The organism is Leifsonia sp. L25 (genome assembly GCF_050632895.1).
The window spans coordinates 1437956-1461620 of record NZ_JBODRZ010000003.1; the positions used below are offsets into that span (position 1 = coordinate 1437956).

The following is a 23665-nucleotide window of genomic DNA, read 5'->3' on the forward strand; positions in this document are numbered from 1 at the left end:
CTCCATCAGCCGGCCGCGGCGGTCAGCCGGCGGAGGACGTCCGTCGTCAGCTTGTCGAGCGACTGGTGCATGCCCGCGTACGCGAACACCGACATCAGGCTGCGCGACCAGCCGCTCTCGGTGATCGTGAGCTCGGTGAGCCCGCCGACATCGGCGAACTCCACGACCGTTCGGATGTTCTGCGTGAAGCCCTCCGGCAGTTGGTCGTCGGGCAGCGGCACGCCGTCCTCATCGGTGATGCTCTGCGTGAATTCGAGCCGCTCCCCTGGCACGATCGCCGTGTAGACGCCACCGGTGAAGCTCTCGGCTCCGCCCTGGTACTCCGGCGCGCGCATGCTGAACACGTACGAGCCGCCTTCACGCAGGTCGACCTGCGCGGACGGCGAGGTGTAGTCCTCGGGCCCCCACCACTCGGTGACCAGCTCGGGGTCGGTCCACAGCTTCCACACGGTGGCGACCGGCGCGTTCAGGATGCGCCGCACCACGATGTCCGTCGTGTCGTTCATGAGAGTTCTCCCTGCTTTCGTGTCTTCTCGATGTGCGCGGCCAGCTTGTCCATCCGCGAGTTCCACTGACGGGCGCGGACGGACAGCCAGGTCTCCACGGCGGCGAGCGCCGAGGCGTCCAGCCGGTAGACGCGCTGCTGCGCCCGCTTCTCCACGGTCACCAGGCCCGCTTCGCGCAGCACCTTCAGGTGCTGGGAGATGGCGGACGCGCTGCTCGGGAACTCCGCGCCGATCTCCCCCGCCGCCAACTCGCCGCGTCGGGCGAGCAGGTCGACGATGGCCGCCCGGGTGGGGTCGGCCAGCGCGGCGAAGGCGGTGGTGGGGATCGTGCTCACCACTCGATATTACAGTCGAGTCTTAATTAAGGCAACACCGAAATATAGGGAGTGCTCAGTACGGCTGGACCTCGAGCTCGGTGGCGAAGGTGCGGAATCGATCACGATCGACGTGCATCTTCCAGAGGAGCTCGGCCAGGACCTCCGGGTCCTTCTGGCTGTCGCCCCGGATGATCCCGCCCGGGATGATCAGCTGCGCGACGTGGATGTCCGTCTCCCGCAGCGCCTGGTCGAGCATCTCGGCATACGCCGTCTCACCCGCGAAAGCGATCGACGTGCCCGCGAAGTGCTGCACCGGCTGAACCGCGCTGCCGCCGTTGACGAAGAGGATCGTCCCCCTGCCGAGCACCCGCATGCCCTGAAGGACCTGGTGCACCGCGGCGACCGGCCCGAGCACCGAGAACTCCAACGCGGCCTGGATGTCGTACACGGTCGACTCCAGCAGCGGCCGCAGGAAGTCCTTCGCCGGAAGCGGGTTGTAGCTGAGCACCTCGATCGGGCCGAGCTCCTGCGCGGCGAGGTCGAGCGCCTTCACGAGCGCTTCGGGATCGCGCACGTTGGCGGCGTACCCCTTCGCTGTGATCCCGTCGGCGGCGAGATCGGCCGCGAGGGAGTCGAGTCGCTCTTGGTTGCGGGAGAGGAGCGCGATGCTGAAACCTTCGCGTCCGAAGCGGCGGGCGAGCGACTCGCCGAGCTGACGGCCTGCGCCGATGATCGCCAGAGTTGTCATGCGCCCACGTTACCCGGGAGGCCCCGGCTCCCTCGACTGCGCAGAGCGTGGACCGGAAGCCAGACGGCGACTCCGAGCAGCGCCATCGCGAGAGGCACGTGGACGGCGGTGAGAGCGTCGGCCCCGCGGTCCGTGATCATGCCGCCGAGGTGCGCTTCACCGGCGACGAGGAGCACCAGGACGATGCTGCCGACGAGCAGTGCGACGCGGCGGCGCAGCCGCACGAGCGCCCAGACGGCCGTCGCCGCGGCCAGGACGAGGGTCGCCCACGCACCGACGTCGTGAACGTGCACCCAGGTCTCCGGGCGATTGTCCGAGGACAGGAAGAGCCCCGCCCAGAGCCCCTGCAGGACCACGCCGAGGGCGGTCATCCCGGAGAGGATCGCGAAGACGATCCGGCTGCTCTTCGAACTGGTTTCTGCGGTCATCGATCGTGCTCCTGCGTCTCGAGGGGTCGGGTTCGGTGAGGTGGGGCGGGCGACTCGGACGCCCACATCGAAGCTACGCGCGCCCTTCACCAGGCCCTCGGGACCCGGACCACACTCACAGAGTCCACCGCGCTCACGCACGCCGCGTCTGATAATCCGCACAAGAAGGGGCGCTGTCGCCTCGGAGTGCAACCCACTGAGACGGTCGAGGCGTCCGCGTTCGACTGCGCTGCCCGGCGACCGCCGCCTGTTCGAAGCCCGGCCGCCGGCACCGATGACGTCGGCCGGCGGCCGGGCGGTCTCACTCGGCGGTCGGGATCCACACCCGCATCAGGCTCGGCCCGCGGTTCGCCCACGCGAAGTACGGGTGGAGGCGCGCCTCGACCACCTCGGTGGGGGTACCGGCCCGGAAGTCGCCGTACGGCCACGCGCTCCGGGCCTCTATATCGGGGGCGATCCGCAGCCGCACGCTGGCCCCGTCCGGGGTGACCTCGGGCGCGAGCGCGGGGTCGAACCGGACGCTGTCGAAGTCGACCCCGGCCGGGAGATCGACGGACTCCAGCGCCAGCACCAGAGGGCCGCGCTCGACGGCGACCGACCCGCGCGCGGCGTCGATGCGGGGATGGGCCGTCACGACGCGCGGCGCGATGTCGAAGGAGACACGAACGATGTCGCCGCTGCGGAAGCTCCTCGTGAGCGTGAAGTAGCCGTCGGTCACCGCGATCGGCGTCCCGTCGGCCGACACCGCCTCCGCACCGGCCGCCCAGGCGGGCACGCGCAGCCGGAGGGTGAACTCCCCGTCGCTCAGCACCGTCACGGTCGCGCCGCCGTCGAACGGGTACCCGGTTCGGAGCTCGAACGCGACCCGGGCGCCCGAGTCGATCGTCGTGTCCACGTCGAGGTCCGCGTACTGGTGCACCTGCACCCCGTCCGTGTCCGCGGTCACGAAGTAGGCGGAGACGCTCGCCAGGGTCCGGGCGACGTTCGTCGGGCAGCACGAGACCTCGAACCACGGGGCGCGGAGGCTGGCCTCCGCCCGCTCGCTGAGCTCGTCATCCCGCGTCTCCACCCCGAGCACGCGCTGGTGGAGGGTGTTCGAGTAGTAGAAGGCGCGGCCGTCCTCGCGCGGGGAGACCAGCACGGCGTTGAGCAGCGTGCGCTCGATCAGGTCGGCGTACTTCACGTCTCCGGTCTGCAGCAGCAGCCGCCAGCTGAGCATCACGGACCCGATCGCCGCGCACGTCTCGGCGTATGCGCGGTCGTCGGGCAGCTCGAAGTCGTGGCCGAACTCCTCGTTCTGGTGGTGGGAGCCGATGCCGCCGGTGAGGTAGGTGCGCTTGGCGACCGTGTTCGCCCACTGCGTCTCGATCGCGGCCAGCAGCTCGACGTCACGGCGCTCGGCCGCCAGGTCGACCGCGCCCGACGCGAGATAGACCGCGCGCACGGCGTGGCCGCGCAGCACCTCCGCGTCGCGCAGCGGCTGATCGTCCAGGAAGTACTCGCTGCTCTGGAAGAGCGTCGTCGCGAGCGTGCGCCTGCCGCGGCGCTCGAGGAAAAGCCCCGCGAGCTCCACGTAGCGAGGCTCGTCCAGCGCTCGGCCGAGCTCCACCAGCGCCGGCTCGATCTCCGGGTGGCCGCAGACCGCCTCCCTGCCCTCGGGGCCGAATTCGCGGTAGACGTGGTCGGCGAGGCGGCGGGCGACATCCACGAGGCGGTCGTCGTGGCCGGTCCTGAAGCGCGCCACCGCCGCCTGCAGAAGGTGGCCGAAGCAGTACAGCTCGTGGCCCCATTCCAGGTCGGAGTACCGCGGACGCTGACCGTCGCGACCGAAGGAGGTGTGCAGGTAGCCGTCCGGCTCCTGCGCGGCGGCCACCCGGGCGACGAGCGACCGGTAGCGCTCCTCCAGCGCGGGATCGCCGGCGCGGCCGACCTCCCAGGCCATCGCCTCGAGCAGCTTGTAGACCTCCGAGTCCACGAACTCGATCCCGGCGTGCTCGGCCGCGACCGTCCCCGCCGCCGCCCGGTCGAAGTTGCCGATCCAGCCGATCCGCTCCATCCAGGTCTCGCAGTGGCCGATGATCGCCGACGCGTTCAGCTCCTGGCGCTCGCCCCAGAATCCGCCCACGACGCGCGCCTCCGCCAGGCTCAGCGGACGCAGCCGCGAACGGGAGGGCGCGACCGGTCCCCCGGACGTGGTCGTGACGGGCGCGGTGGCCTTCGGAAGCGTGTCGGTCATTTTTCTCCGATGGTGAGGAGGCGGGCGGTGTCGCGGTCGTGCGCAGCCGCGTTCAGGAGGAGGTAGGCGCTGGCGGTCCAGGTGTACGCGCGGTCGCGGAGGCCCTCCCCGGTCACGGCGTCGAAGTTCTCGGCGAAGCCGGACCGCTCGCAGACGCGGCGGAAGCCCGCGCTGATGCGGTCGGCGAGCGCGTCGCAGCCGGCGCGGCGCAGCCCGTACTCGATGAGAACCGTGGAGGGCGCCCAGATCGGGCCTCGCCAGTAGCCGTCGGGTTCGTACCGCGGCGACGTGACGGGCTCGGTGGCGGGACCCCACTCGGTCACGTGATCGGCGACCGTGCTGGCCAGCCGTTCGGCGATGTCCGTCGGAAGCTGCTCGCCGAGCACGATCGGGAGGGCGTTCAGGAGGCTGGTCGCGCTGCTCGGCCGGCCCGACTCGACCGAGCGGGCGACGAACACGTCGCCCGTCCACAGCTCGTCGAAGAGTGCGCGCGCCAGGCCCTCGCGGGCTTCCCGCCAGTGCCCGGACGCCTCCCCGAGCCGGTCGCCCAGCTCCGCGAGCACGTCGAGCTGCACGATCAGGAACGCCGCGAGATCCGGAGCCTCGATGACGCGGTCGGCGTCGAACGTGGTCGAGTTGTCCCAGCCGCTGTCGTTGCCGTGCTGGTAATACGGGAGGGCATGGCCGGGCGCACGACGGGAATCGAGCCAGAACCTCGTCCAGGCGGCCAGTCGCTCGTACACCGTGGCCAGCTCCACGGACGTGAAGGGTCGCGCGGTTCGGGCCTCCAGCTCGCGGAACGCCCAGCCGTGGATGGGCGGCTTGACGAAGTTGAAGAGAACCTCCGAGTGCGTCACCGAGTCCGGGAGGGCGCCCGACGCGTCCTGGTGGTCGAACGGCAGGAGGAACTGGTCGAGTGCGGCGCCGGGGTCGCTCGGCGCGAGCGCGAGGGCGTTGAAGCAGTGGTCCCAGCTCCACACCTTGTCCATCCAGTGCTTCGACATCAGGACGGCCTCCCGGCCGACGAAGCCCGCGGGGTCGACGGTGGCGGACCACATGACATAGGCGGCCTTCCGTGTCGTCGGGGACTCGTCTGCCGGACCGCGGAGGCGATCGGCGTAGCCATCGAAAGCACTCCGCTGCCGCGCCACGAGCTCGTCGAAGGTCGCCGGGGCGGCGTACGGGGCCGCCGCGGTGCCGAGCTCCTCGAGCGCGACCTCCCACCGCGCGTCGGCGCCCAGCGAGACGTGCCGCTCGCCGCTGCCCGTGAGCCCGGCGCCGACGACCTCCGCGTCTCCCCTCAGCACCGTCAGCCGGTAGCGATGGCCCGACTCGTAGCTCGTGAGCACGAACGCGCCGTCGAGGGGGTCACGGAGGAGGTAGCCGCCGGTGAAGGGGTGAGCTCGGCGGGCGCGGCGAACCGCATCCCGAGCCCGTCGCCGCGGAGGCGGAGCGCGTCGGGGCCGTCGAACACGGCGGTCACCGTCCCGCCGTCGTGCACCCACGTCAGCGCATGCGGGCTCAGCTCGACGCGGGCGTCCGCTGCCGCCCCGCCGAGCTGTGGGATCAGCCGCAGGACCGGGTGAATCCCGGTCCGGTGCGTCACCAGGTGGATGTCGTCCACCCGGCGATGCAGGCCGACGATGCGGGAGAGGTCCAGCCACGAGCCGCGCGTGGAGAACGGCACCTCGTCGATGTCGAGCGCGAGGTCTGTGTCGCCGGCCATGTGTCAGTCCTTGACCGCGCCGGCCGTGACCCCGGCTGCGACGTACTTCTGGGCGATCACGAGCAGCACGGCGGCAGGGATCGAGGCGACGACGGCGGTGGCCATGATCGCGTTCCACTCCTGGTTGTTGTTGCCGATGTACTTGTAGATGCCGAGCGTGACCGTCTGCAACGGGCCCCCGGAGTTCAGCGTCGAGGCGAAGATGAAGTCCGACCACGCCCACAGGAACGCGAACAGCGAGACCGTCACGATCGAGTTGCGGCTGACCGGCAGCACGATGCTGCGGAAGGTCCGCCACGTTCCGGCGCCGTCGATCTTCGCCGCGCTCAACAGCTCATCCGGGATCCCGGCCATGAACGCGGAGAAGATGAGCACGCCGAACGGGACGGCGAGGGTCGAATCCGCGATGATGAGCCCGCCGATGCTGTTGAGCAGCCCGAGGTTCAGGTAGATCGCGTAGAAGCCCATCGCCATGATGATCCCGGGGATCATCTGCGCGATCAGCAGAAGGAAGTTGAGCACGCCCCTCCCCCGTGGGCGCAGCTTCGCCAGCGAGTAGGCGGCCGGCGCCGAGATGGCGACGGTGAGCACGACCGTGCCGAGACCGACGAGGAGACTGGTGCCGAGGTTCGGGAGCTGGTCGTTGATGACGGCCTGGTAGCCCTCGAAGGTGGCGTGGAACGGGAACAGATCGGGCGGGCTCTTGCGCATCAGGCTCGTCGGCGTGAGCGAGACGTTGATCATCCAATAGACCGGGAAGAGCATCAGGGCGGTCAGGACGATCCCGAGCACGGTCTTCCACCAGGGTCGCTTGCCGTTCATGCGAGGTCCTGCTTTCGCTGCGTGCGGATGTAGATGAGCCCGAAGATCAAGGCGATCACGATGAGGATGTTGCCGACCGCGGCCGCCGGGCTGAAGTCGGGCAGCGTGGAGGCGAAGCCGAGCTGATACGACCAGGTCGAGAGCGTGGTCGACGCGGTGCCGGGGCCGCCGCGGGTCATGATCCAGATGATGTCGAACACCTTGAGCGTGTAGATCAGTCCGAGCAGGATCGTGATCGCCGACACCGGCTTCAGCAGCGGGAAGGTGACCCGCCAGAACTTCTGCCACGCGTTGGCGCCGTCGAGCGACGCGGCCTCGTACAGCTCGGTGGGGATGTTCTGCAGACCCGAGTACAGGATCACCAGGTTGAACGGGATGCCGATCCAGATGTTGGCGATGATCACGCTGGTCAGCGCCCAGTCGGGCGATGTGAGCCAGTTGACCGGGGCGATCCCGAACGCGTGCAGGGCGGCGTTGACCACGCCCGAGTCGCTGTTCAGCATCCACGACCAGGAGGAGGCGGACACGATCAGCGGGAGCAGCCACGGAACCAGGAACAGCGCGCGCAATGTGCCGGAGAGGCGGAAGTTCTGGTGGAAGAACACCGCCAGCACCATCCCGATCGAGAACTGGAAGACGATCGAGATGACGGTGAACAGCGCAGTGTGGATGATCGCCGGCGCGAAGGTCGGGTTCTGGAACACCTTGACGTAGTTGTCCAGTCCGACGAACGGGGCGTCGCCCATCACGAACGAGCGGACGGTGTAGTCGCGGACGCTCAGCTCGATGTTCCGGTAGAGCGGGAAGGCGTAGAACACGACCAGGTAGACGACCACCGGGGCGAGGAACGCCCAGGCGGCCCACTGGCCGCTGCGCCGCCGGGAGCGGCGCCGGGGCGGGGTGGCGGCTTTCGCCACCCCGCCGTCGGGTCGGACGGAGCCGTTCGGCGCCGTCTGGAGGGTTGTCATCGGTTTTACCTCTGTTGCTCGGTCGCGCTGTCTCGTGGCGCGGTTACTTCGTCGCGGCAGCGGCTGCCGTCTGCGCGGCCTGCAGTGCCGCCTGCGGGGTCTGCGAGCCGGAGAGCGCGTTCTGCACGGCGCCCCAGAGCTGCTGCGAGATCTTCGGGTACTTGGTGCCCAGGTTGTCGCTGGTGCGGCCCTTCGCGGCGGCGACGGCGTCCACCCACGGCTTGAGCTCGGCGTTGCCGGCCACCTGCTCCTGCTGCGCCGCCGCGGTCGGGGCGATGTAGGAGAGCGTGTTGTCGGTGTTCACGAAGCTCTTGGTGCTGGTGAGGCACTCGGCGATCTTCTTCGAGGTGGCATAGCGGGCGGTGTCCTTCTGGACCGGGATGGTCATGAACTCGCCGCCGGTCGGCGCAGGGGCCGAGCCGCCGTCGATGCCCGGGATGTTGAGGATGCCGTAGTCGATCCCGGCCGCCTTGACGTTGCCGAGCTGCCACGTGCCGTTCTCGCCGAACGCGTAGTCACCGGTGGCGAACTCCTGCCACGACGTGGTCTGCGTGTTGTTGATCACCGAGTTCGGCGCGTAGCCCTTCTTCACCCAGTCGGTCCAGAGGCTGAGCGCCTGCTGCGCCTTCGCGGAGTCGAGCTGCTTCAGGTTCGCGCCGGATCCCCAGAACCACGGCAGGAACTGGAAGCTGCCCTCCTCGGTGCCGATGGCGGAGAACGTGATGCCCTTCTTGCCGGCGGCGGTCACCTTGGCGAGCGCGTCGGTCAGGCTGGCCCAGTCCTTGACCGTGGAGATGTCCACTCCGGCCGTCGCCAGGACCTTCTTGTTGTAGTAGAGCGCGAGCGTGTTCGCGCCGATCGGGACGCCGTAGGTCTTCCCGTCGATCTGACCCGCCGCGATGATGTTCTTCTGGATGTTCGAGGTGTCGAGCTTGTTCTCGCTCGTGCTGGTCAGGATGCCGGCGTCGGCGAGGGTCGAGACGACCGGGTTGTCCACCAGGAGCAGGTCGGGAGAGCTGCCCTGCTGGCCGGCCAGGAGCGCCTTGTTCGTCAGCGCGCTGGTGTCGTAGCCGGTGCGCTTGACGGTGACGCCCGCCTGGGTGCCGCACTGCTCGACCAGCTTGGTCCAGGCGGCGGAGGCGTCGAACTGGGGGTACGGGTCCCAGAACGTGTAGGCGCCGCCCGCGCTGCTGGAGGACCCGGAGCCCGAGCCTCCTGAGCAGGCGGAGACACCGCCGATGATGGTGGCCGCGAGGACCGCGGCTCCGATGATGCGCGAGCGCTTGGTGGCGATCACAGTATTCCTCCTTGAATGATGTGCAGTTGTTCGGTGTGGTGGGACCCGGAAGCGGTGGGGTTCGAGGTTCGCTGCGTTTCGAGTCGGGTTATCGGGTGCTTCCGCGGTTCGTCAGTTCGGGTGCGATGAACCGGGTGACCGGCGCTCCTGCGAGCTCCGGGTTCGTGATCCGCCGCACCAGTTGCCGGACCGCGTTCTGGCCCAGCTGATCGGGCGAGCTCTCCACCGCCGTGTAGGGCAGCGAGAACGCTCGGCCGAAGTCCTTGGAGTAGAGGCTGACGACGGACAGGTCCGTCGGCACGCGGGTTCCGCGCGCCGCCAGCACCGCGGGCAGCGCCGCGATGGTGGCGTCGTTGTGGACGATCAGGGCGGTCGCCGTGGGGCGCGCGTCGAGGATCGCGTTGATGCTGTGCCCGATCGCCGGCTGCTGGCTCTCGCCGAAGTACGGGTGCATCTGGAGGCCGTACCGGGCGCCCCGCTCGAGGGCGGCGTCCCGGAACCGCCAGCCGTAGGCTCCGCCGCGCTCGAAGACGTGCTTCGGCGGCGAGACGACCACGATCTCCCTGTGGCCGAGGCCGTAGAGGTGGTCGACGAGCATGCGGGCCGACTCGCCGAAGTCGAGGTCGAAGACGTCGAGACCTTCGGTGTGCTTCGGAAGCCCCACCAACGCGCCGGGCTGCGGCGCCGCGCGCATGGTCTCCAGCCGCGGGTCCTCGTGGATGACGTCGAGCAGGACCACACCGTCGACCATGCCGGTCCGGGTCACCCGCTTCAGAGCTGCCGTGGCGTCCGTCTCGGTGACGAGCAGGATATCGTAGCCGAGCTCCCGCGCGGTGTCCGAGACCGGGAGCACGTACTGGAGCATGGCGGGCGCGAACTCGTCCTGGTGGAACTGGGTGAGCAGGCCGATCACCATCGTCTGGGAGGTGGCCAGGGCGCGGGCGCCGGCGTTCGCGGTGAAGCCGAGGACGGCGATCGCCTCGTCGATCCGCTCCCGGGTGGAGGGCGAGATCGTGCGCTTGCCGGAGATCGCGTACGAGACGGTGCTCGCGGACACGCCTGCGTGGCGGGCGACGTCCGAGATGGTGACTGCCACGCTGCTGCCTCCTCACCGTCGATTCGAGGGTTCGAGTCATCGAACCGGTTCGATGACTGTAGCGCGCGTTCGACCGTATTTCAAGTCGAAGCGGTTCGCTAATCCCCTCTCCTCGCCCCGATTCGGCCCGAATGTGGTGAAACGGCGCCCCAAACGCCGCATTCGGCACGAATCCCGCGCGCCTCGACGCGGCGATTCCGCACGAATGCACGAAAAGCCCGCCGCCCAACGCCCCGATTCGCACGAATGCATGAAAAGCCACCGACGCGCGTTTCCGCGCGAATGCATGAAATGCGCGCCCAACCGCGACATTCGGCACGAATGGGGTCGTTCGTCAGAGCGCGCGGGTGCTGCCCCGGTCGGTGAAGCCGGGCTCGATGAGGCGCACGATCGGTGCGCCGGCGGTCGCCGGGTCGGCAATGCGCCGCACGAGCTGCTCGACGGCGAGCTCGCCGAGCCGGTCGGGTAGCGACTCCACGGCCGTGTACGGCAGCGAGAACGCCTGCCCGAAGTCCTGCGAGAAGACGCCCACCACCGACAGGTCGTCGGGTACGCGGATCCCGCGATCGCCGAGGTACCGCGGCAGCGCCGCGATGGTCGCGTCGTTGTGCACGATCAGCGCGGTGGCCTCGGGGTGGTCGCCGAACGCGCGATCCAGTTCCTCGGTGATCCCGGGTTGACGCGAGTCGCCGGCATGGACGCTCAGCCGCAGGCCGTACCGGGCGGCCCGCTCGAGGGCCGCGTCCCGGAAGCGCCACACATAGGAGCCGCCGCGGTCCGCCACATGGCCGGGCGGGGTGACCAGCAGCAGTTCGCGGTGACCTCGCTCCGCGAGGTGGTCGACGGCCATCCGCGCCGCCTCCCCGAAATCGAGGTCGAACGAGTCGAAACCCGCGGAATCCCGCGCATAACCGATCAGGACCGCGGGTTGCGCGGCGTCGCGCAGCGGCTCGAGCCGCACGTCGTCGTAGGTGACGTCGAGCAGGACGACGCCATCGACCATGGCCGAGGAGGTGGTCCGGCGGATCGCCCCGACGAGGTCCGTGTCGGTGACCATCAGGAGGTCGTAGCCCGCCGCGCGCGCCGTCGTCGACACCGGGAGGACGTACTGCAGCATCGCGGGGGCGAACTCGTCCTCCTGGAACTGGAGGTACAGCCCCAGCACGTTGGTGTGCGCGGTGGCAAGGGCGCGGGCGCCGGCGTTGGGCGTGAAGCCGAGGACCTGGATGGCCTCCTCGATGCGCTGCCGCGTCTCCTCGGAGATGACGCGTTTGCCCGACAGCGCGTACGACACCGTGCTTCGCGAGACGCCTGCGGCCCTGGCGACGTCGCCGATCGTTGCCACTCGAGCCTCCTTCGCCGGGTCGACCACGATTCTCGCACGCGCATTCGGCACGAATCGCGGCTCCCACCCGCGCATTCCCACGATTCGGCACGAATCGCGGCCGGCACCGCCGCGCACATTCGGCACGAATCGCGGCTCTCGCCCGCGGATTCGCGCGATTCGGCACGAATCGCGGGGGTGCGTCGGGCGCGTTCGGCACGAGTGCGCGCCCGTGGGTTGTCGAACCGGTTCGCTGAGTCTCTTGACCTCCGGAAATCGTGCTGTTACGGTGCTGGCCACGGCCATTCGTCCGATTCCCTCCTCAATCCGGCAGCTCGCAGCCGACTCGGAGTTATCGAACCGGTTCGAACACCGCTCACTCATCGGATCAACGGAGAACACAAGATGACGTCACGCACAACACCTCGCAGGAGGTGGTCGCCGACAGCCTTGACGGCCACGCTCGCCGCGTTCGCCCTCGGAGCATCCGGCGCCGCCCTGGCAGCCGCCCCGGCCGTCGCGCTCCCCGGCGCGGCCTCCACCCTGGAAGTCCACGCCGACCAGCCGTTCCGCCCGGTCACGCACGTGGCCACCGGCTCCCTCTACGGCCTCGCGAGCGGCACCGTCCCCTCAGACTCGCTGGTGCAGGCGATCAAACCCAACACGTTCGTCCAGATGGCGCCTGGCGGACACCAGCTCCCCAACGGCGAGCCGAGCCCCGCGGGCGACGCGCTGGTCGTCGCGCCCGAGGCGGCGAAGGCCGGGGCCAAGGTCGTCGTCCGGATGTCCGACTGGTACCCCGACTTCCCGTACAAGTGGATGAGCTGGAGCGACTGGCTGGGCGCGGTCGACACGCAGGTGAAGGCCGTGCAGGCCTCCGGCGCGACGAACATCTCCGCCTACGCGCTCTGGAACGAGCCGGACTGGACCTGGAACACCGCCAAGGCCGGCTCCTTCAACGACGCCTGGACGCGCACCTACCGGGAGGTCCGCTCGCTCGACAGCACCACCCCGATCCAGGGCCCCAGCTACTCCGACAACATCAGCGGGATGCAGAGCTTCCTCGCCAACGCCGTCGCCACGAACACGGTGCCCGACATCATCGCCTGGCACGAGCTGGAGAGCTCGTCCCATATCCAGGGCGACATCGCGAAGGTCGAAGCGATCGAGAAGAGCCTCGGCATCGCCCCGCGGCCGATCGCCATCGAGGAGTACGCGACGCCGTCCGAGATCGGCGTCCCCGGGCCGCTGGTCGGGTACATCGCCAAGTTCGAGCGTTACGGCGTGGACAACGCCGAGCTCGCCTTCTGGAACCACTACGGCACGCTCGGCGACACCCTCACCGACACCGGCGGGTCGCCCAACGGCTCGTACTGGCTCTACAAGTGGTACGGCGACATGAGCGGCAACATGGTCACCACGGCCCCGCCGGCCTCCGCCGGGCTGGACGGCGCGGCTTCCGTCGCCGCCGACAAGTCCGAGGTGGATGTCATCGCGGGCGGCGGAAGCGGCGCGGCGGCCATCCGTGTGGACGGTCTCAACGCGCTCGCGTTCGGCAACGCCGTCGGCGTCAAGCTGGAGTACACGCCGTCGTACGGGCGCACGACGCCGACCGCCGCGCCGATCACCATCTCGAACACGCTGTACCACGTCGGCCCGGACGGCTCGATCACCGTGCCGGTCGCCATGAACGCCGCCTACGGGTATCACCTCGTCATCACCCGCCCGAACACCATCACGAATCTCAACGGCCAGTACACGCTCACCAACGGCAACAGCGGACTCGCCCTCGACACCGCCGGCACGACGGCCGACCAGGCGGCGGCCACCGGCGGCGCGAGCCAGACCTGGAAGCTCGTGTACAGCGGGAACGGTCTCTACAAGGTCGTGAACGGCGCGACCCACGCGGTGCTCGGGGTGCAGTCGGCGTCCACGGCGAACGGCGCGCAGGTCGTCGTCGGAGCGGACACCGGAGGCGACGACCAGCTCTGGCAGGTCATCCCGGCCGCGAACGGCCGTGTCAAGCTCGCGAACGCGGGCAGTGGGCTGGTTCTCGCGGTGTCCACGATGAGCACCGCGCCCGGCGCGTCCGTGGTCCAGTGGACCGACGGCGCCCCGACCTGCGCCGTCGACGGGCCGCGCGCGCCCGGACGGGTCGGCACCGCGCTCGACTTCTGTCACACGGCGTCCTACGTGTCGCTGCCTGCCGGCATCGTCAGCGGGCTGGGCGGCGACTATACGGTCTCCGCCTGGGTGGACCCGTCGGCGAACACCACCTGGTCGCGCGTGTTCGACTTCGGCAACGGCCCGGGCACCAACATGTTCCTGACCGTGAACTCGGGCGCCGGCCTCCGCTTCGCCATCACGACGGGAGGCCCGGGCGCCGAGCAGCGGATCGACGCCACGAGCGTGCTGCCCGTCGGACAGTGGTCGCTGGTCACGGTCACCCTGTCGGGGACGACCGGGACCCTGTACGTGAACGGCCAGGTCGTCGGCACCAACGCGAACATGACGGTGCACCCGGCCGCGCTCGGCGCGACGCCGAACGACTGGATCGGCAAGTCGCAGTACAACGACCCGGCGCTCGACGCGAAGGTGGACGACGTGAACATCTACTCGCGGGCTCTCAGCGCGTCGGACATCGCGGCGCTCGCCTCGGGCACGGCCGGAAGCGGCGACGTCGCGCACTACGCCTTCGACGAGGCCGGCGGCACCACGATCGTCGACTCCTCCGGCCACGGCCTCAACGGCTCGCTGGTCGTGGGGACGGCGAGCGCAACCTCCACCACCGCGTCGGACACGGCGACGGCGGACCACTTCTGGACGCTGACGCCGGTGGCCGGCTGACGCGACCGACGACGGGGAGGGGCGGCGCGCAGCCGCCGTCCCCTCCCCGTCTTCCTCACCTGCGCAACACCTGGGCGAAGCCTCCCGGAGCCCTGCGAGCCGCTTGACCCTGCGAGCACGGCGTCTACCGTGTCGCGGCATCACTCGCGTCCGCGGCGGAACCACCCCGAGTCCCCACCACCGGGCGCACAGGAAGAGGTACCGATGTCGTTACTGAAGAAGCTGTTCGTCGCCGCCGCCGCGGCGGCCCTCGGGTCGCTGGCGATCGCCCTGCCCGCGCAGGCGGACACGGTCTCCGTCTCTCCCCCGGGCGCCAACGACTGGTCGTGCGTGCCGTCGGCCGCCCACCCGTACCCGGTGATCCTGGTTCCCGGGACGTTCGAGAGCATGGCGAAGAACTGGTCCACCATGTCGCCGGTGCTGAAGCAGGCGGGCTACTGCGTGTTCGCGCTGGACTACGGGCAGTACAACGGCGTGGACGCGTCCGGCCCGATCGCCCAGTCCGCGCAGCAGCTCTCACCGTTCGTGGACGCCGTGCTCGCCGCGACCAAGGCCCGGCAGGTCGACCTCGTCGGGCACAGCCAGGGCGGGATGATGCCGCGCTACTACCTGGGCTTCCTCGGCGGTGCGCCGAAGGTGCACCAGCTGATCGGCATCGCGCCGTCCAACCACGGCACCCAGGGTGTGATCGTCCCCGGCCCGGACGGCCTGCCTGCGCTCACGAGCGCCTCCCCCACGGCGTGCCCGGCGTGCGCCGACCAGACCGCCGGCTCGGCGTTCCTGCAGAAGCTGAACTCGATCGGCGACACCGTCGAGGGACCGAGCTACACCGTCATCTCGACCACGCACGACGAGGTGGTGACGCCCTATCAGAGCCAGGCACTGAGCGGCGCCCCGTCGCAGGTCACCAACACCGTCATCCAGGACAAGTGCCCCGCCGACCCGATCGAGCACGACCAGACACCCAACGACCCGGTCGTGCAGCAGCTCGTGCTGGAGGCGCTGAGCGTGCCGAAGGGCCCCGCCGACCCGGCCTACCAGCCGAACTGCCTGGGCTGATCGGCGGCGGCCTCCGTCACAGCGGCACGCCTGCGCCGGTCTCCACGAACCGGCGCAGGCTGCCGACGACGAAGTGGTCCCACCCCGCGGAGCACGCGCCGTAGCACTCCTTCGCCGGCGTCAGGCCCTCGTGCGTGAAGGTCAGGCGCGTCCCGTCGCCGTGCGGCTGGAGGTCGAACACGATCCGCGTGCCGGTCCACGGGTCGGGCTCCTCCACGAAGCCGAGCTCGCTGTCGATCACGTCCCAGACGACGCGGCGGCCCGGCTCGAGCACCGTGACGCGCTGCGTGCTGTCGTGGAGGTCGCGGTAGCGGTAGGTGAACTCGGCGCCCACCCGGTCGGCGTCGCCGCTCACGTCGCCGAGCCACCAGCGGCCGACGTCCGCGATGGCCGCGGTGACGTCTCCCGGGCTCCGGTCGAGGTCGAGCGTGGTGGTGTAGTCGGCAGCGGTGTGTGTTGTCATGGGGTTCTCCGTTCGCGGCGCGGGTCTCGGTCCCGCCCTCTCATCGATTCAGCCGGATAGACGCCGCGCGGGCCCGAAACCGGTCACGCCTTCTGCGACCGGTTCGCGTCCTCCCGGGTGTCGACACAGGGGAGGCGGGCGACCAGAATCGGATCGCCGGGAGGGCACGGTGACCATGAACGAGGATCTGCTGCACGCGGCGCTCGACGGCGACCGCTCCGCCTTCGACGCGCTCACCGAACCGCATCGCCACGAGCTGCACGTGCACTGCTACCGGATGCTCGGCTCGGTGCAGGACGCCGAGGACGCGGTGCAGGACACCCTCCTCAGCGCGTGGCTCGGGCTACCGGGTTTCGAGGGCCGCTCGTCGCTGCGCACCTGGCTCTACCGCATCGCGACGAACCAGTGCCTCAACATGCTCCGCGCCGGACGCCGCCGCCCGATCGAGGTGCAGCCTCCCGTCGCCCGACCGACCGCGTTCGGCGAGGTGTCCTGGCTGGAGCCGTACCCGGACACGCTGCTCGACGGCCTCCCCGACTCGACGCCCGGCCCGGAGGCCCGCTACGAGTCCCGGGAGGCGATCACCCTGGCCTTCACCCGCGCCCTGCAACTGTTGCCACCCGCCCAGCGTGCGGCCCTCATCCTCCGCGACGTGCTCGGCTACCCCGCGGCGGAGGCCGCCGACCTCCTGGACATCACAGTCGACTCCCTGAACGGCTCGCTCAAGCGCGCCCGCGGCGCGCTGGCGGACGCGCCGCCCACGCTCGGCGCGTTCAACCCCGACCCGGAACTGCTCGACCGCTTCGTCACCGCTTTCACCGCCGGCGCGGTCCGAGACCTGGTCGCCCTGATGACGGACGACGTCTGGGTCCGGATGCCCCCGCTGCCGTTCGAGTACCACGGCCCCGCCGCGGCGGCGGCGTTCTTCGGGCCGATGACCGGCCACCGCCGCACGATCGAGAGGATGGTGCCGACCGGCGCGAACGGGCAGCCGGCCTGGGGCGAGTACGTGCGCGACCCGGTGTCGGGCGGACTGCACCTGGTGGGGGTTCTGGTGGTGGGGGTCACTGGAGGTCGGGTGAGCGAGGTGACGCACTTCGACCCGGGGGCCGGGGCATGGCTGGGGTTGCCGCGGCGGTGGGAGGGGTGACCCGGCGCACTCGCGTCGGCCGAACGAGCCGAAGTCGTCAGCGGTCGAGCCGCCGGCGGAGCTCGGCGTTCTCGGCCTGCAGTTCGAGCACCCGGCCGACGCCGGCCAGGTTGATCCCGTCGCCCTGCAGCACGGCCACCTCGCGGATCGCGGCAATGTCGTCGTCGCTGTACCGGCGCGTACCGCCCTCCGTGCGGGCGGGAGTGACGAGACCCTTCTCCTCATACAGCCGCAGCGTCGCCGCGGGGAGTTCCGCAAGCTGCGCGGCCACGGCGATGCTGTAGAGCGGGGTGTTCCCCGGCCGGTCCGTCATCCTCAAAGTTTGCTGTTAATCGGAAGATCTGTCAAGCGGGAGGTGTATTAAATCTATAGCTAGCGCTGTAGGTAATCTCATTGATGAGCAGGATAGGGAGGCTTCGAGATGCAGACGGCGACCGATGCGGCCACGGCAGGGTTCGCAGACCTGATCTGCTCCGACTCGGAATGGCTGGACGCCGAATTCGCCGCGCTCGTCGCCCGCTCCCGCTTGGAGCCTCCCGTTCGCGTCGGCGCCTCCGGCCCGCGCTCCTCGACATCCGCACGGCGGCACCGGCCGACGCATCGACCGCCCCGGAGCGCACCGGACACCCGCATCCGGGCCGTGGCCCGCTGCCCGCCGACGCGGAACCGACACGCAGGCAACCGCACACCACGATGAAAGGAGTTCACACTTATGGCCATGTCGTTCGATCCTTTCAGCCAGCTGGACAGGATCGCCCAGAGCGTCTTCGACACCAGCCGCCAGCCGCGCATGATGCCGGTGGACCTGTCGCGTGAAGGCGACAAGTACCTGCTCAACGCGGACCTCCCGGGCATCGACCCCGGATCCATCGACATCGACCTCGACGGCCACCTGCTGAGCATCCGCGCCCAGCGGTCCGCGGGCGAGCGCCAGAACAGCCGCTGGCTCCTCCAGGAGCGGCCGTTCGGCAGCTACCTGCGGCAGTTCACGATCGGCGACGACGTCGACACCGACGGCATCAGCGCCAGCTACGACAACGGGGTGCTCAGCGTCCTGATCCCGATCGCCGAGAAGGCGAAGCCGCGCAAAGTCAACGTCGGATCGGCGTCCGAGAGCCACAAGGCCGTCACCGTCTGAACGACGGCCCGGCGAGTGGGCTCCACGCCGGTGCAGGCCGGACCGCGTGACGCGGGCGGCGCGCCTCGCTCGCCACGAACACAGGGCGGTCGCCCCCGACGGGGCGGCCGCCCTTTCGCATGCGGGCGCGCCCCCGGACTCAGCCCCACACGTCGGCGGCGATGTCCACGACCTCGCGCACCTTCGCCCACTGCTCCTCCCGGGTCAGGAGGTTCCCTTCCTCGGTCGAGGCGAAGCCGCACTGCGGGCTGAGCGCAAGCTGGCCGAGAGGCGCGAATCCGGCCGCCTGGTCGATCCGTCGCTTGATCACGTCGGGGTCCTCCAGCGCACCGGTCTTCGACGTGATCAGGCCGAGCACGACCCGCTTGTCTCCCTCCGGCAGGAACCGGAGCGGCTCGAATCCGCCGGCGCGCTCGCTGTCGTATTCGAGGAAGTACCCGTCGAAGTGCGTGTTGCCGAGCAGTTGCTCCGCGACCGGCTCGTAGCCGCCGGACGAGATCCACGTCGACCGGAAGTTGCCACGGCAGACGTGCGTAGTGACCGTGAGGTCATCCGGTCTGCCTTCGAGGATCCGGTTCAGCATCGCCGAGTACCGTTCGGCGATGCCGTCCGTCTCGATGCCCCTGTCGCGCGCCTTGGCGAGCTCCGCGTCCGAGCAGAGGTACGCCCAGGCGGTGTCGTCGAACTGCAGGTACCGCGCGCCGGCATCGTAGAACGCCCGGAGCGCGTCGCGATAGGCGCCGACGAGGTCGTCCACGAGTTCGTCGCGTCCGCCGTACGCCGACGGCGAGATGTGACCTGGCTCCAGCCGGAAGTCGAGGACGGTGGGCGCCGGGATCGTGAACTTGGGGACGGCCCCGGTGGTGCTCTCGACGAGCGCTTTCAGCGACCGGAAGTGCGACTGGAACGGATGGTCGTCGCCGAACCCGATCTTCCCCGTCACTTCGAGGCCGCGGGGCTTCGTCTGCACGCCCTGGAACTGGATGCCGTGATCGAGTTCGACGACTTCGACGCCGTCGAGCAGCCCGAAGAAGTCGAAGTGCCACCAGGCTCGACGGAACTCGCCGTCCGTCGCGACCTGCAGGGCCGCCTCCGCCTCGCTGAGCACGAGCTCCCGGATCGCGACATCCTCGGCCGCGCGCAGTCCGTCGCGATCGATCGCGCCAGAGGCGAACTCGTCGCGGGCCCTCGCGAGCTCGGGCGGACGGAGGAAGCTGCCGACGATGTCGGCGCGGAACGGCAGAGTTGGCATGGCTCGAGGCTAGCCGATCGCTTCCCGGTCGAACCAGGAGCGGGCTACGTCGTGAACGGACGCTTCTCGTCGCAGAACGCGCACACCAGGTGCCCGTTCGTGTACTCCCAGACGTGGGCGTGAGGGCTGTCGAAGAACCCGCAACGGTCTGTGACGAGGGTCGCGGACGGGTCGGCGGCGATAGTTTCTGTGGTCGGCATTTCGGGTCGGCTTTCTGCGGCGGGGTGTCGGCGCGCGTTCGGCGTCTTCGCTTCAATGCGGTCGAACAGGATCAGTATCCGCTCGCGTGAAGGGCGCCCGAAATACCTCAAACTGGTGGCGCCTGATCTGGGGTAGCCGCGACAGGGGCGAGGGCAGGTCGTCCGACTCGGCGGAGGGCGTGGGATTCGAACTCTGTCCTGCGCTCCACAGCACCATGGCAGCCCCGCCGAGTACTCACTCAATTGTGCGCAATGTGAGGTGCGCCAAAACATCCTGGCGGCAACAGCGTCCACACGACCCCCACCCCATCGAGGTCAGCAGCTACGAAATCGCTGGTCGATGAAGAGCGCCGCGCGTTCGAGCGCGAGGTCAGCTTCGTCGAGCCGGCCCGTGAAGGTCTGGAACACATGCGGCACACCCGCGGTGACGTCGAGGATCACATCGACGTCCGCGTCGCGGGCGCGTTCGGCGAGGCGTGTGGAGTCGTCGAGCAGGACCTCGTTCGTGCCGACCTGGAGCAGGAGCGGCGGGAACCCGGTCATGTCGGCGTAGTCCGCTGGGTTCAGCAGCTCCTGCTCCGGGTCCGCCCCCGCCCGGTAGAGGTCCCTGTTGGGCTGAACGCTCTCGCGGGTGAGGATCGGGTCGGCGGCGCCGCGGGTGCGGTTGCTCGCGCCCGTGCCGGCGTTGTCGAGACCGGGCGAGAACGCGACGACGCCGCCCGGCATCGGGAGGCCGCGCCGTCGGGCGCTCAGCGCCGTCGTGACCGCGAGCCCGCCCCTGCGGAGTCACCCGCGAAGACGATGCTGCCGGGATCGTGTCCGGTGTCGAGGAGCGCGCGATACGCGGCGGTGGTGTCTTCGATCGCCGACGGGAAAGGATGTTCGGGCGCGAGACGGTAGTCGACGGAGAAAACGGTGCGGCCCGTCCGGACGGCCAGCTCCCCGGTCAGTCCCAGGTGCGTCTCGGGTGAGCCTGCGACGAACGAGCCGCCATGGAAGAAGAGGATCGTGCCGGGTCGTCCGGTGCCGACCCGATCGAATCGGAGCGCACGGATGCCCGCCAGCTCGGTCGCCGCGGTGCGGAAGCCGTCCGGCACATGCATCGTCTTCATGAGCGCGGCGAAACCGTCGCGCGCCTCCTGGATCGACGCGCGCCGCTGGTCGATCGACACGTTCGGGTCGAACAGCGGCGCGGATGCGCGGAGCTGCTCATCCAGCGCCCGACGTTGTTCCTGCGACATGGGGCCCCCTCGGGGAAGTAACGGATAGTTGCCCAGGCTGTTCATGCCTAGGCAACCAAGTATAGTTCATGCCATGGCAACTCATGCACCGAGCCCCGCGAACGCAGCATTCTTCGCCGACCTCGTCCGCAGCGAAACCCGTTTGTACAACCACTTCAATGACGAGCTGAGGGCGAGGCACGGCATCACGACCTCGCAGTACGAGTTCCTCCACTACATCCGCGACCACGATGGAGCCCGGACCACCGACATGGCCGCCGAGTTCGCCATCGGCGTCGGCGCGGTCAGCAAGGCGATGGACCGACTCGAGAGCAGGGGCCTCGTCGTCCGCCTCCCGAATCCTGCCAACCGCCGCTCGACGATCATCACCACCACCGACGAAGGTCGCGCCGTCGTCGACGCGGCCGAGACGACGTTCCTCCACCGGCTCGGCGAAATCCTCGCCGACGCAGCAACGCCCGAGCAGCTCACCGCCGCCGGGGCGGTGCTGACCGCGCTCCGGAGGTCGCTCGAACGCGCCGCGGTGGGGGTACCGGCCGGGTGAGCGACGGGGCTATCGGACGGTACGGGACCGAACCGGCGCCGGGTCGCGCGTCGACCAATTGGACGTTGGTTCAGCGTGAACGCACTCTTCGCGCCTATGCCTGGTCTCACATGTCACAGGGCCTTTTTCTTTCGTGCCGATCGGCGGACGAACCCGAGGATCACGGTCCCGACGAACAGGACGATCCCGATGATTGCCAGCCAGAGCAGGCCCTTGATCGCGAACCCCACAATCGCCAGGATGGCCCAAAGCACCAGAAGGATCACGATAGCTGTCAACATGCTCGCACTCTACGCTCACGCCATACCGAGCATATGGCTGTCACGGACGGAAGGGCCGCCATCCCGGTCCGTCCCTCCCGTCATGCGGTTCTACGCCGACGCGAGCGGATGCTCGTTCGGGGGCTTGGGCGAGCCCTTCCTCGGCTCGACGTCGTCGGGGTGCAACCGGGCTCCGCTCCGCGATACCTGGATGACGCCGACAATGGCAAGCACCCCGGCGATCGCGAACACGAAACCGGCCCAAACCGGTGCGTGCGCCGCCTCGCCCAGAACCGCGACCCCGATCGTCACCCCGACGATCGGGTCGATCACAGATCAGGCCGGCGACGACGACGTCCGGGGATCCTGACGAGTACGCAGTCTGCACGAAGTAGGTGCCGAGAATAGCCGCGGAGAGCAACCCGACCAGGCAGACCAGGGTGAGCCAATCGCCCGCCACTAGATGGAAGTGGGCACGGAAGATGGTCTGGATGCGGCCGATCAGCACCTTAGCCAGTGTTGCCACGAACCCGAACAAGACCCCCGCGGCGACCACGTAGAAGATCCGGGTGAGTCGCTTTCGCAGCAGCCCGAAGCACACACCCAGCACGAGCAGTACCACAGCGAGGATGACCACCACGGCGATCAGCTGCGGCTCCAGGATCGGCAGAGTGGTCGTCGTCAGCGCGGCGACCCCGACGAACAGCCCTACGCCCACGACGCAGAGCGCCAACGCCCGCACCGCGCGACCGTCGAGCTTCACCTCGGTCACGCGGGCGTTGAGGATGGCCGTGATGACCAAGGCCAGCGCACCCAGCGGCTGGACGACAGTCAGCGGCGCAAGGAACAGGCTGAACAGCTGGAACAGGATCGCAAGTCCCAGGCACACCGTCCCCAGCAGCCAGGACGGTCGCCTCGCCAGAGCGAGAAGTTGGCCGATCCCCAAAGTGCTCCGCTTGCCCTCGGCGGGCTGATCGCCCACCTTCGCCACGCCGCGCTGCTGCAGTTGGGCCCCGACCGCCAGGAACACAGATCCGATCAGCGCCACCGGGATCCCGGCGGACTGGGCGGGCGTCAACGTGACGAGGTTGAGACTCATGCGGCGAACCTACCCGCGACCGCCGCGAAGTCGAGCGGTTGACTCCCCACGCCGAGCCGGCCGGAGCTGCCCTCTCGACAACAGAGCGTGGCTCGTCGACTGGCCGTGGGTCGGACTCGCAACGCCCTGGTTTGACAAGCTCAGCTTCCTCACCGGTCTCGTCACGACGCGCCCGGTCGAAAGCATCGACTGCTGGGCCGCCGACCTCGGAGCGGCCACGCCGGACGACATCGACGCAGGGCTCGCCGCGCAAGCGGGAACCCTGCTCTGGCAGAGCGCACGACCGGCGCCACCCGCACTGCACGGGCTCCGAGGACTCCAGCAGTCGTTCGGGCTTCGCATCCTCCACTGGATCGCCGTGAGGCGCGGCTGGTGGTACGACGACTACTGAGCGTGGCTGCGGACGAAGCCGCGGTGTCCTCCATCATCCGAGTTCGGGACGAGGGCGAGGATCGCGCCCGACCGGCTGCGAACCTCGCCCACGCCCTCGCTGGGAATCGCAGTTCACCGCCCCACGTCAGAGTGGGTACGATCTGCCTTCCAGCGGTTCAGAACGCTAAGACGATTCGTCGTTGGTCGGGTCCAACAAGTAGGCGTCGTGCGCCTTCTGAATTCGGTCCGGGTCATCCCGGCGAGATGACCTCAAGGACTGCCAAGCTCTCTCGATGCGCCGCTCGGCCTGATCCGGCGAGTCTTCAGGGAACAACTGATCGGCCATAGCGCACTTCCACCGATCGACCACATCGACCCGTAGTGCGAGAAGCCCCGGAATCAGCACCACCGGCTGGCGGAAACACGCCTGGGAGGAGCCCGCAATTCGAGGTTACGCCCACGCAAGGCCGATGACCACAGTTCCGTCCCACCCGCGCGAGTGCATACCGCCCCTCGCCGAGAGGGAAGCGAAGACACGAGCTCGCGGGCGACCTGGGAGAGCGGGCGGTCAC

Annotated in this window: 24 protein-coding genes and 1 pseudogene; 6 read left to right on the plus strand and 19 right to left on the minus strand. The window is 69.4% G+C overall.

The genetic code is table 11. The features are described from left to right. Positions 1-5: 5 nt before the first annotated feature. The 12 genes from ACRAWC_RS10980 to ACRAWC_RS11035 all read right to left on the minus strand — a co-directional run bounded on the left by ACRAWC_RS10980 (position 6) and on the right by ACRAWC_RS11035 (position 11489). Positions 6-506: an SRPBCC family protein gene (locus ACRAWC_RS10980; RefSeq protein WP_431347754.1), complete on the minus strand. Its 501-nt coding sequence runs from the start codon at positions 504-506 to the stop codon at positions 6-8. After that, entirely contained in the window at positions 503-841 is a 339-nt protein-coding gene (locus ACRAWC_RS10985; RefSeq protein ID WP_431347755.1) for an ArsR/SmtB family transcription factor, read from the minus strand. The genes ACRAWC_RS10980 and ACRAWC_RS10985 overlap by 4 nt, the downstream gene beginning before the upstream one ends. Positions 842-896: 55 nt before the next feature. Further along, complete coding sequence (locus tag ACRAWC_RS10990) at positions 897-1571, minus strand: SDR family NAD(P)-dependent oxidoreductase (RefSeq protein ID WP_431347756.1); 675 nt, start codon at positions 1569-1571, stop codon at positions 897-899. Then, entirely contained in the window at positions 1568-1999 is a 432-nt protein-coding gene (locus tag ACRAWC_RS10995; protein WP_431347757.1) for a hypothetical protein, read from the minus strand. Before ACRAWC_RS10995 ends, ACRAWC_RS10990 begins: the two co-directional genes overlap by 4 nt. Before the next feature lie 301 nt (positions 2000-2300). After that, complete coding sequence (locus ACRAWC_RS11000) at positions 2301-4235, minus strand: glycoside hydrolase family 127 protein (RefSeq protein WP_431347758.1); 1935 nt, start codon at positions 4233-4235, stop codon at positions 2301-2303. Further along, positions 4232-5584 (minus strand): amylo-alpha-1,6-glucosidase, encoded by a 1353-nt coding sequence (locus ACRAWC_RS11005; protein ID WP_431347759.1) that lies wholly within the window; start codon positions 5582-5584, stop codon positions 4232-4234. The genes ACRAWC_RS11000 and ACRAWC_RS11005 overlap by 4 nt, the downstream gene beginning before the upstream one ends. Further along, the gene (locus ACRAWC_RS11010) at positions 5545-5961 is read right to left on the minus strand and encodes a hypothetical protein (RefSeq protein ID WP_431347760.1); all 417 of its coding nucleotides are present in this window, start codon (positions 5959-5961) and stop codon (positions 5545-5547) included. The genes ACRAWC_RS11005 and ACRAWC_RS11010 overlap by 40 nt, the downstream gene beginning before the upstream one ends. Positions 5962-5964: 3 nt before the next feature. After that, a complete protein-coding gene (locus ACRAWC_RS11015; RefSeq protein ID WP_431347761.1) occupies positions 5965-6783 on the minus strand; it encodes a carbohydrate ABC transporter permease in 819 nt (272 codons plus the stop codon). Further along, on the minus strand, positions 6780-7751 hold the full coding sequence (locus tag ACRAWC_RS11020) for a carbohydrate ABC transporter permease (RefSeq protein WP_431347762.1): 972 nt from the start codon (positions 7749-7751) through the stop codon (positions 6780-6782). The genes ACRAWC_RS11015 and ACRAWC_RS11020 overlap by 4 nt, the downstream gene beginning before the upstream one ends. Positions 7752-7794: 43 nt before the next feature. Beyond that, positions 7795-9048, minus strand: a complete 1254-nt coding sequence (locus ACRAWC_RS11025; protein ID WP_431347763.1) for a sugar ABC transporter substrate-binding protein — start codon at positions 9046-9048, stop codon at positions 7795-7797. 88 nt (positions 9049-9136) lie between these two features. Continuing rightward, the gene (locus ACRAWC_RS11030; protein WP_431347764.1) at positions 9137-10144 is read right to left on the minus strand and encodes a LacI family DNA-binding transcriptional regulator; all 1008 of its coding nucleotides are present in this window, start codon (positions 10142-10144) and stop codon (positions 9137-9139) included. Between the two features lie 334 nt (positions 10145-10478). After that, entirely contained in the window at positions 10479-11489 is a 1011-nt protein-coding gene (locus tag ACRAWC_RS11035) for a LacI family DNA-binding transcriptional regulator (protein ID WP_431347765.1), read from the minus strand. Positions 11490-11918: 429 nt separating this feature from the next. Between ACRAWC_RS11035 and ACRAWC_RS11040 the strand changes: the two genes are divergently transcribed. Both ACRAWC_RS11040 and ACRAWC_RS11045 read left to right on the plus strand, forming a co-directional pair. Beyond that, on the plus strand, positions 11919-14315 hold the full coding sequence (locus ACRAWC_RS11040; RefSeq protein ID WP_431347766.1) for a LamG-like jellyroll fold domain-containing protein: 2397 nt from the start codon (positions 11919-11921) through the stop codon (positions 14313-14315). A gap of 204 nt (positions 14316-14519) precedes the next feature. After that, entirely contained in the window at positions 14520-15374 is an 855-nt protein-coding gene (locus ACRAWC_RS11045; protein ID WP_431347767.1) for a lipase family alpha/beta hydrolase, read from the plus strand. Between the two features lie 16 nt (positions 15375-15390). On the opposite strand, the gene ACRAWC_RS11050 is transcribed toward ACRAWC_RS11045, so the two are convergent. Further along, entirely contained in the window at positions 15391-15837 is a 447-nt protein-coding gene (locus tag ACRAWC_RS11050; protein ID WP_431347768.1) for an SRPBCC family protein, read from the minus strand. A gap of 175 nt (positions 15838-16012) precedes the next feature. On the opposite strand from ACRAWC_RS11050, the gene ACRAWC_RS11055 reads away from it, so the two are divergent. Next, entirely contained in the window at positions 16013-16987 is a 975-nt protein-coding gene (locus ACRAWC_RS11055; RefSeq protein ID WP_431349423.1) for an RNA polymerase subunit sigma-70, read from the plus strand. Between the two features lie 37 nt (positions 16988-17024). Here the strand turns inward: ACRAWC_RS11055 and ACRAWC_RS11060 are convergent, their stop codons facing one another. Further along, positions 17025-17300, minus strand: a complete 276-nt coding sequence (locus ACRAWC_RS11060; RefSeq protein ID WP_431347769.1) for a MerR family transcriptional regulator — start codon at positions 17298-17300, stop codon at positions 17025-17027. Positions 17301-17699: 399 nt separating this feature from the next. Between ACRAWC_RS11060 and ACRAWC_RS11065 the strand changes: the two genes are divergently transcribed. Then, positions 17700-18125, plus strand: a complete 426-nt coding sequence (locus tag ACRAWC_RS11065; RefSeq protein ID WP_431347770.1) for an Hsp20/alpha crystallin family protein — start codon at positions 17700-17702, stop codon at positions 18123-18125. Between the two features lie 139 nt (positions 18126-18264). Here the strand turns inward: ACRAWC_RS11065 and ACRAWC_RS11070 are convergent, their stop codons facing one another. From ACRAWC_RS11070 to ACRAWC_RS11080, 3 genes and pseudogenes are all read right to left on the minus strand, one after another. Beyond that, entirely contained in the window at positions 18265-19377 is a 1113-nt protein-coding gene (locus tag ACRAWC_RS11070) for a 5-methyltetrahydropteroyltriglutamate--homocysteine S-methyltransferase (protein ID WP_431347771.1), read from the minus strand. Positions 19378-19421: 44 nt separating this feature from the next. Then, complete coding sequence (locus ACRAWC_RS11075) at positions 19422-19577, minus strand: hypothetical protein (protein ID WP_431347772.1); 156 nt, start codon at positions 19575-19577, stop codon at positions 19422-19424. 315 nt (positions 19578-19892) lie between these two features. Further along, positions 19893-20863, minus strand: a pseudogene (locus ACRAWC_RS11080) (alpha/beta hydrolase). A 28-nt stretch (positions 20864-20891) separates the two neighbouring features. Between ACRAWC_RS11080 and ACRAWC_RS11085 the strand changes: the two are divergent. Continuing rightward, positions 20892-21362 (plus strand): MarR family winged helix-turn-helix transcriptional regulator, encoded by a 471-nt coding sequence (locus tag ACRAWC_RS11085; protein WP_431347773.1) that lies wholly within the window; start codon positions 20892-20894, stop codon positions 21360-21362. Positions 21363-21475: 113 nt separating this feature from the next. On the opposite strand, the gene ACRAWC_RS11090 is transcribed toward ACRAWC_RS11085, so the two are convergent. Both ACRAWC_RS11090 and ACRAWC_RS11095 read right to left on the minus strand, forming a co-directional pair. Further along, positions 21476-21643, minus strand: a complete 168-nt coding sequence (locus ACRAWC_RS11090; RefSeq protein WP_431347774.1) for a hypothetical protein — start codon at positions 21641-21643, stop codon at positions 21476-21478. A 40-nt stretch (positions 21644-21683) separates the two neighbouring features. Then, positions 21684-22721, minus strand: coding sequence for a DMT family transporter (locus ACRAWC_RS11095; protein WP_431347775.1), 1038 nt, complete (start codon positions 22719-22721; stop codon positions 21684-21686). Between ACRAWC_RS11095 and ACRAWC_RS11100 the strand changes: the two genes are divergently transcribed. Next, positions 22720-23112, plus strand: coding sequence for a hypothetical protein (locus ACRAWC_RS11100; RefSeq protein WP_431347776.1), 393 nt, complete (start codon positions 22720-22722; stop codon positions 23110-23112). The two genes, ACRAWC_RS11095 and ACRAWC_RS11100, sit on opposite strands and share 2 nt — an antisense overlap. Positions 23113-23665 lie beyond the last annotated feature (553 nt).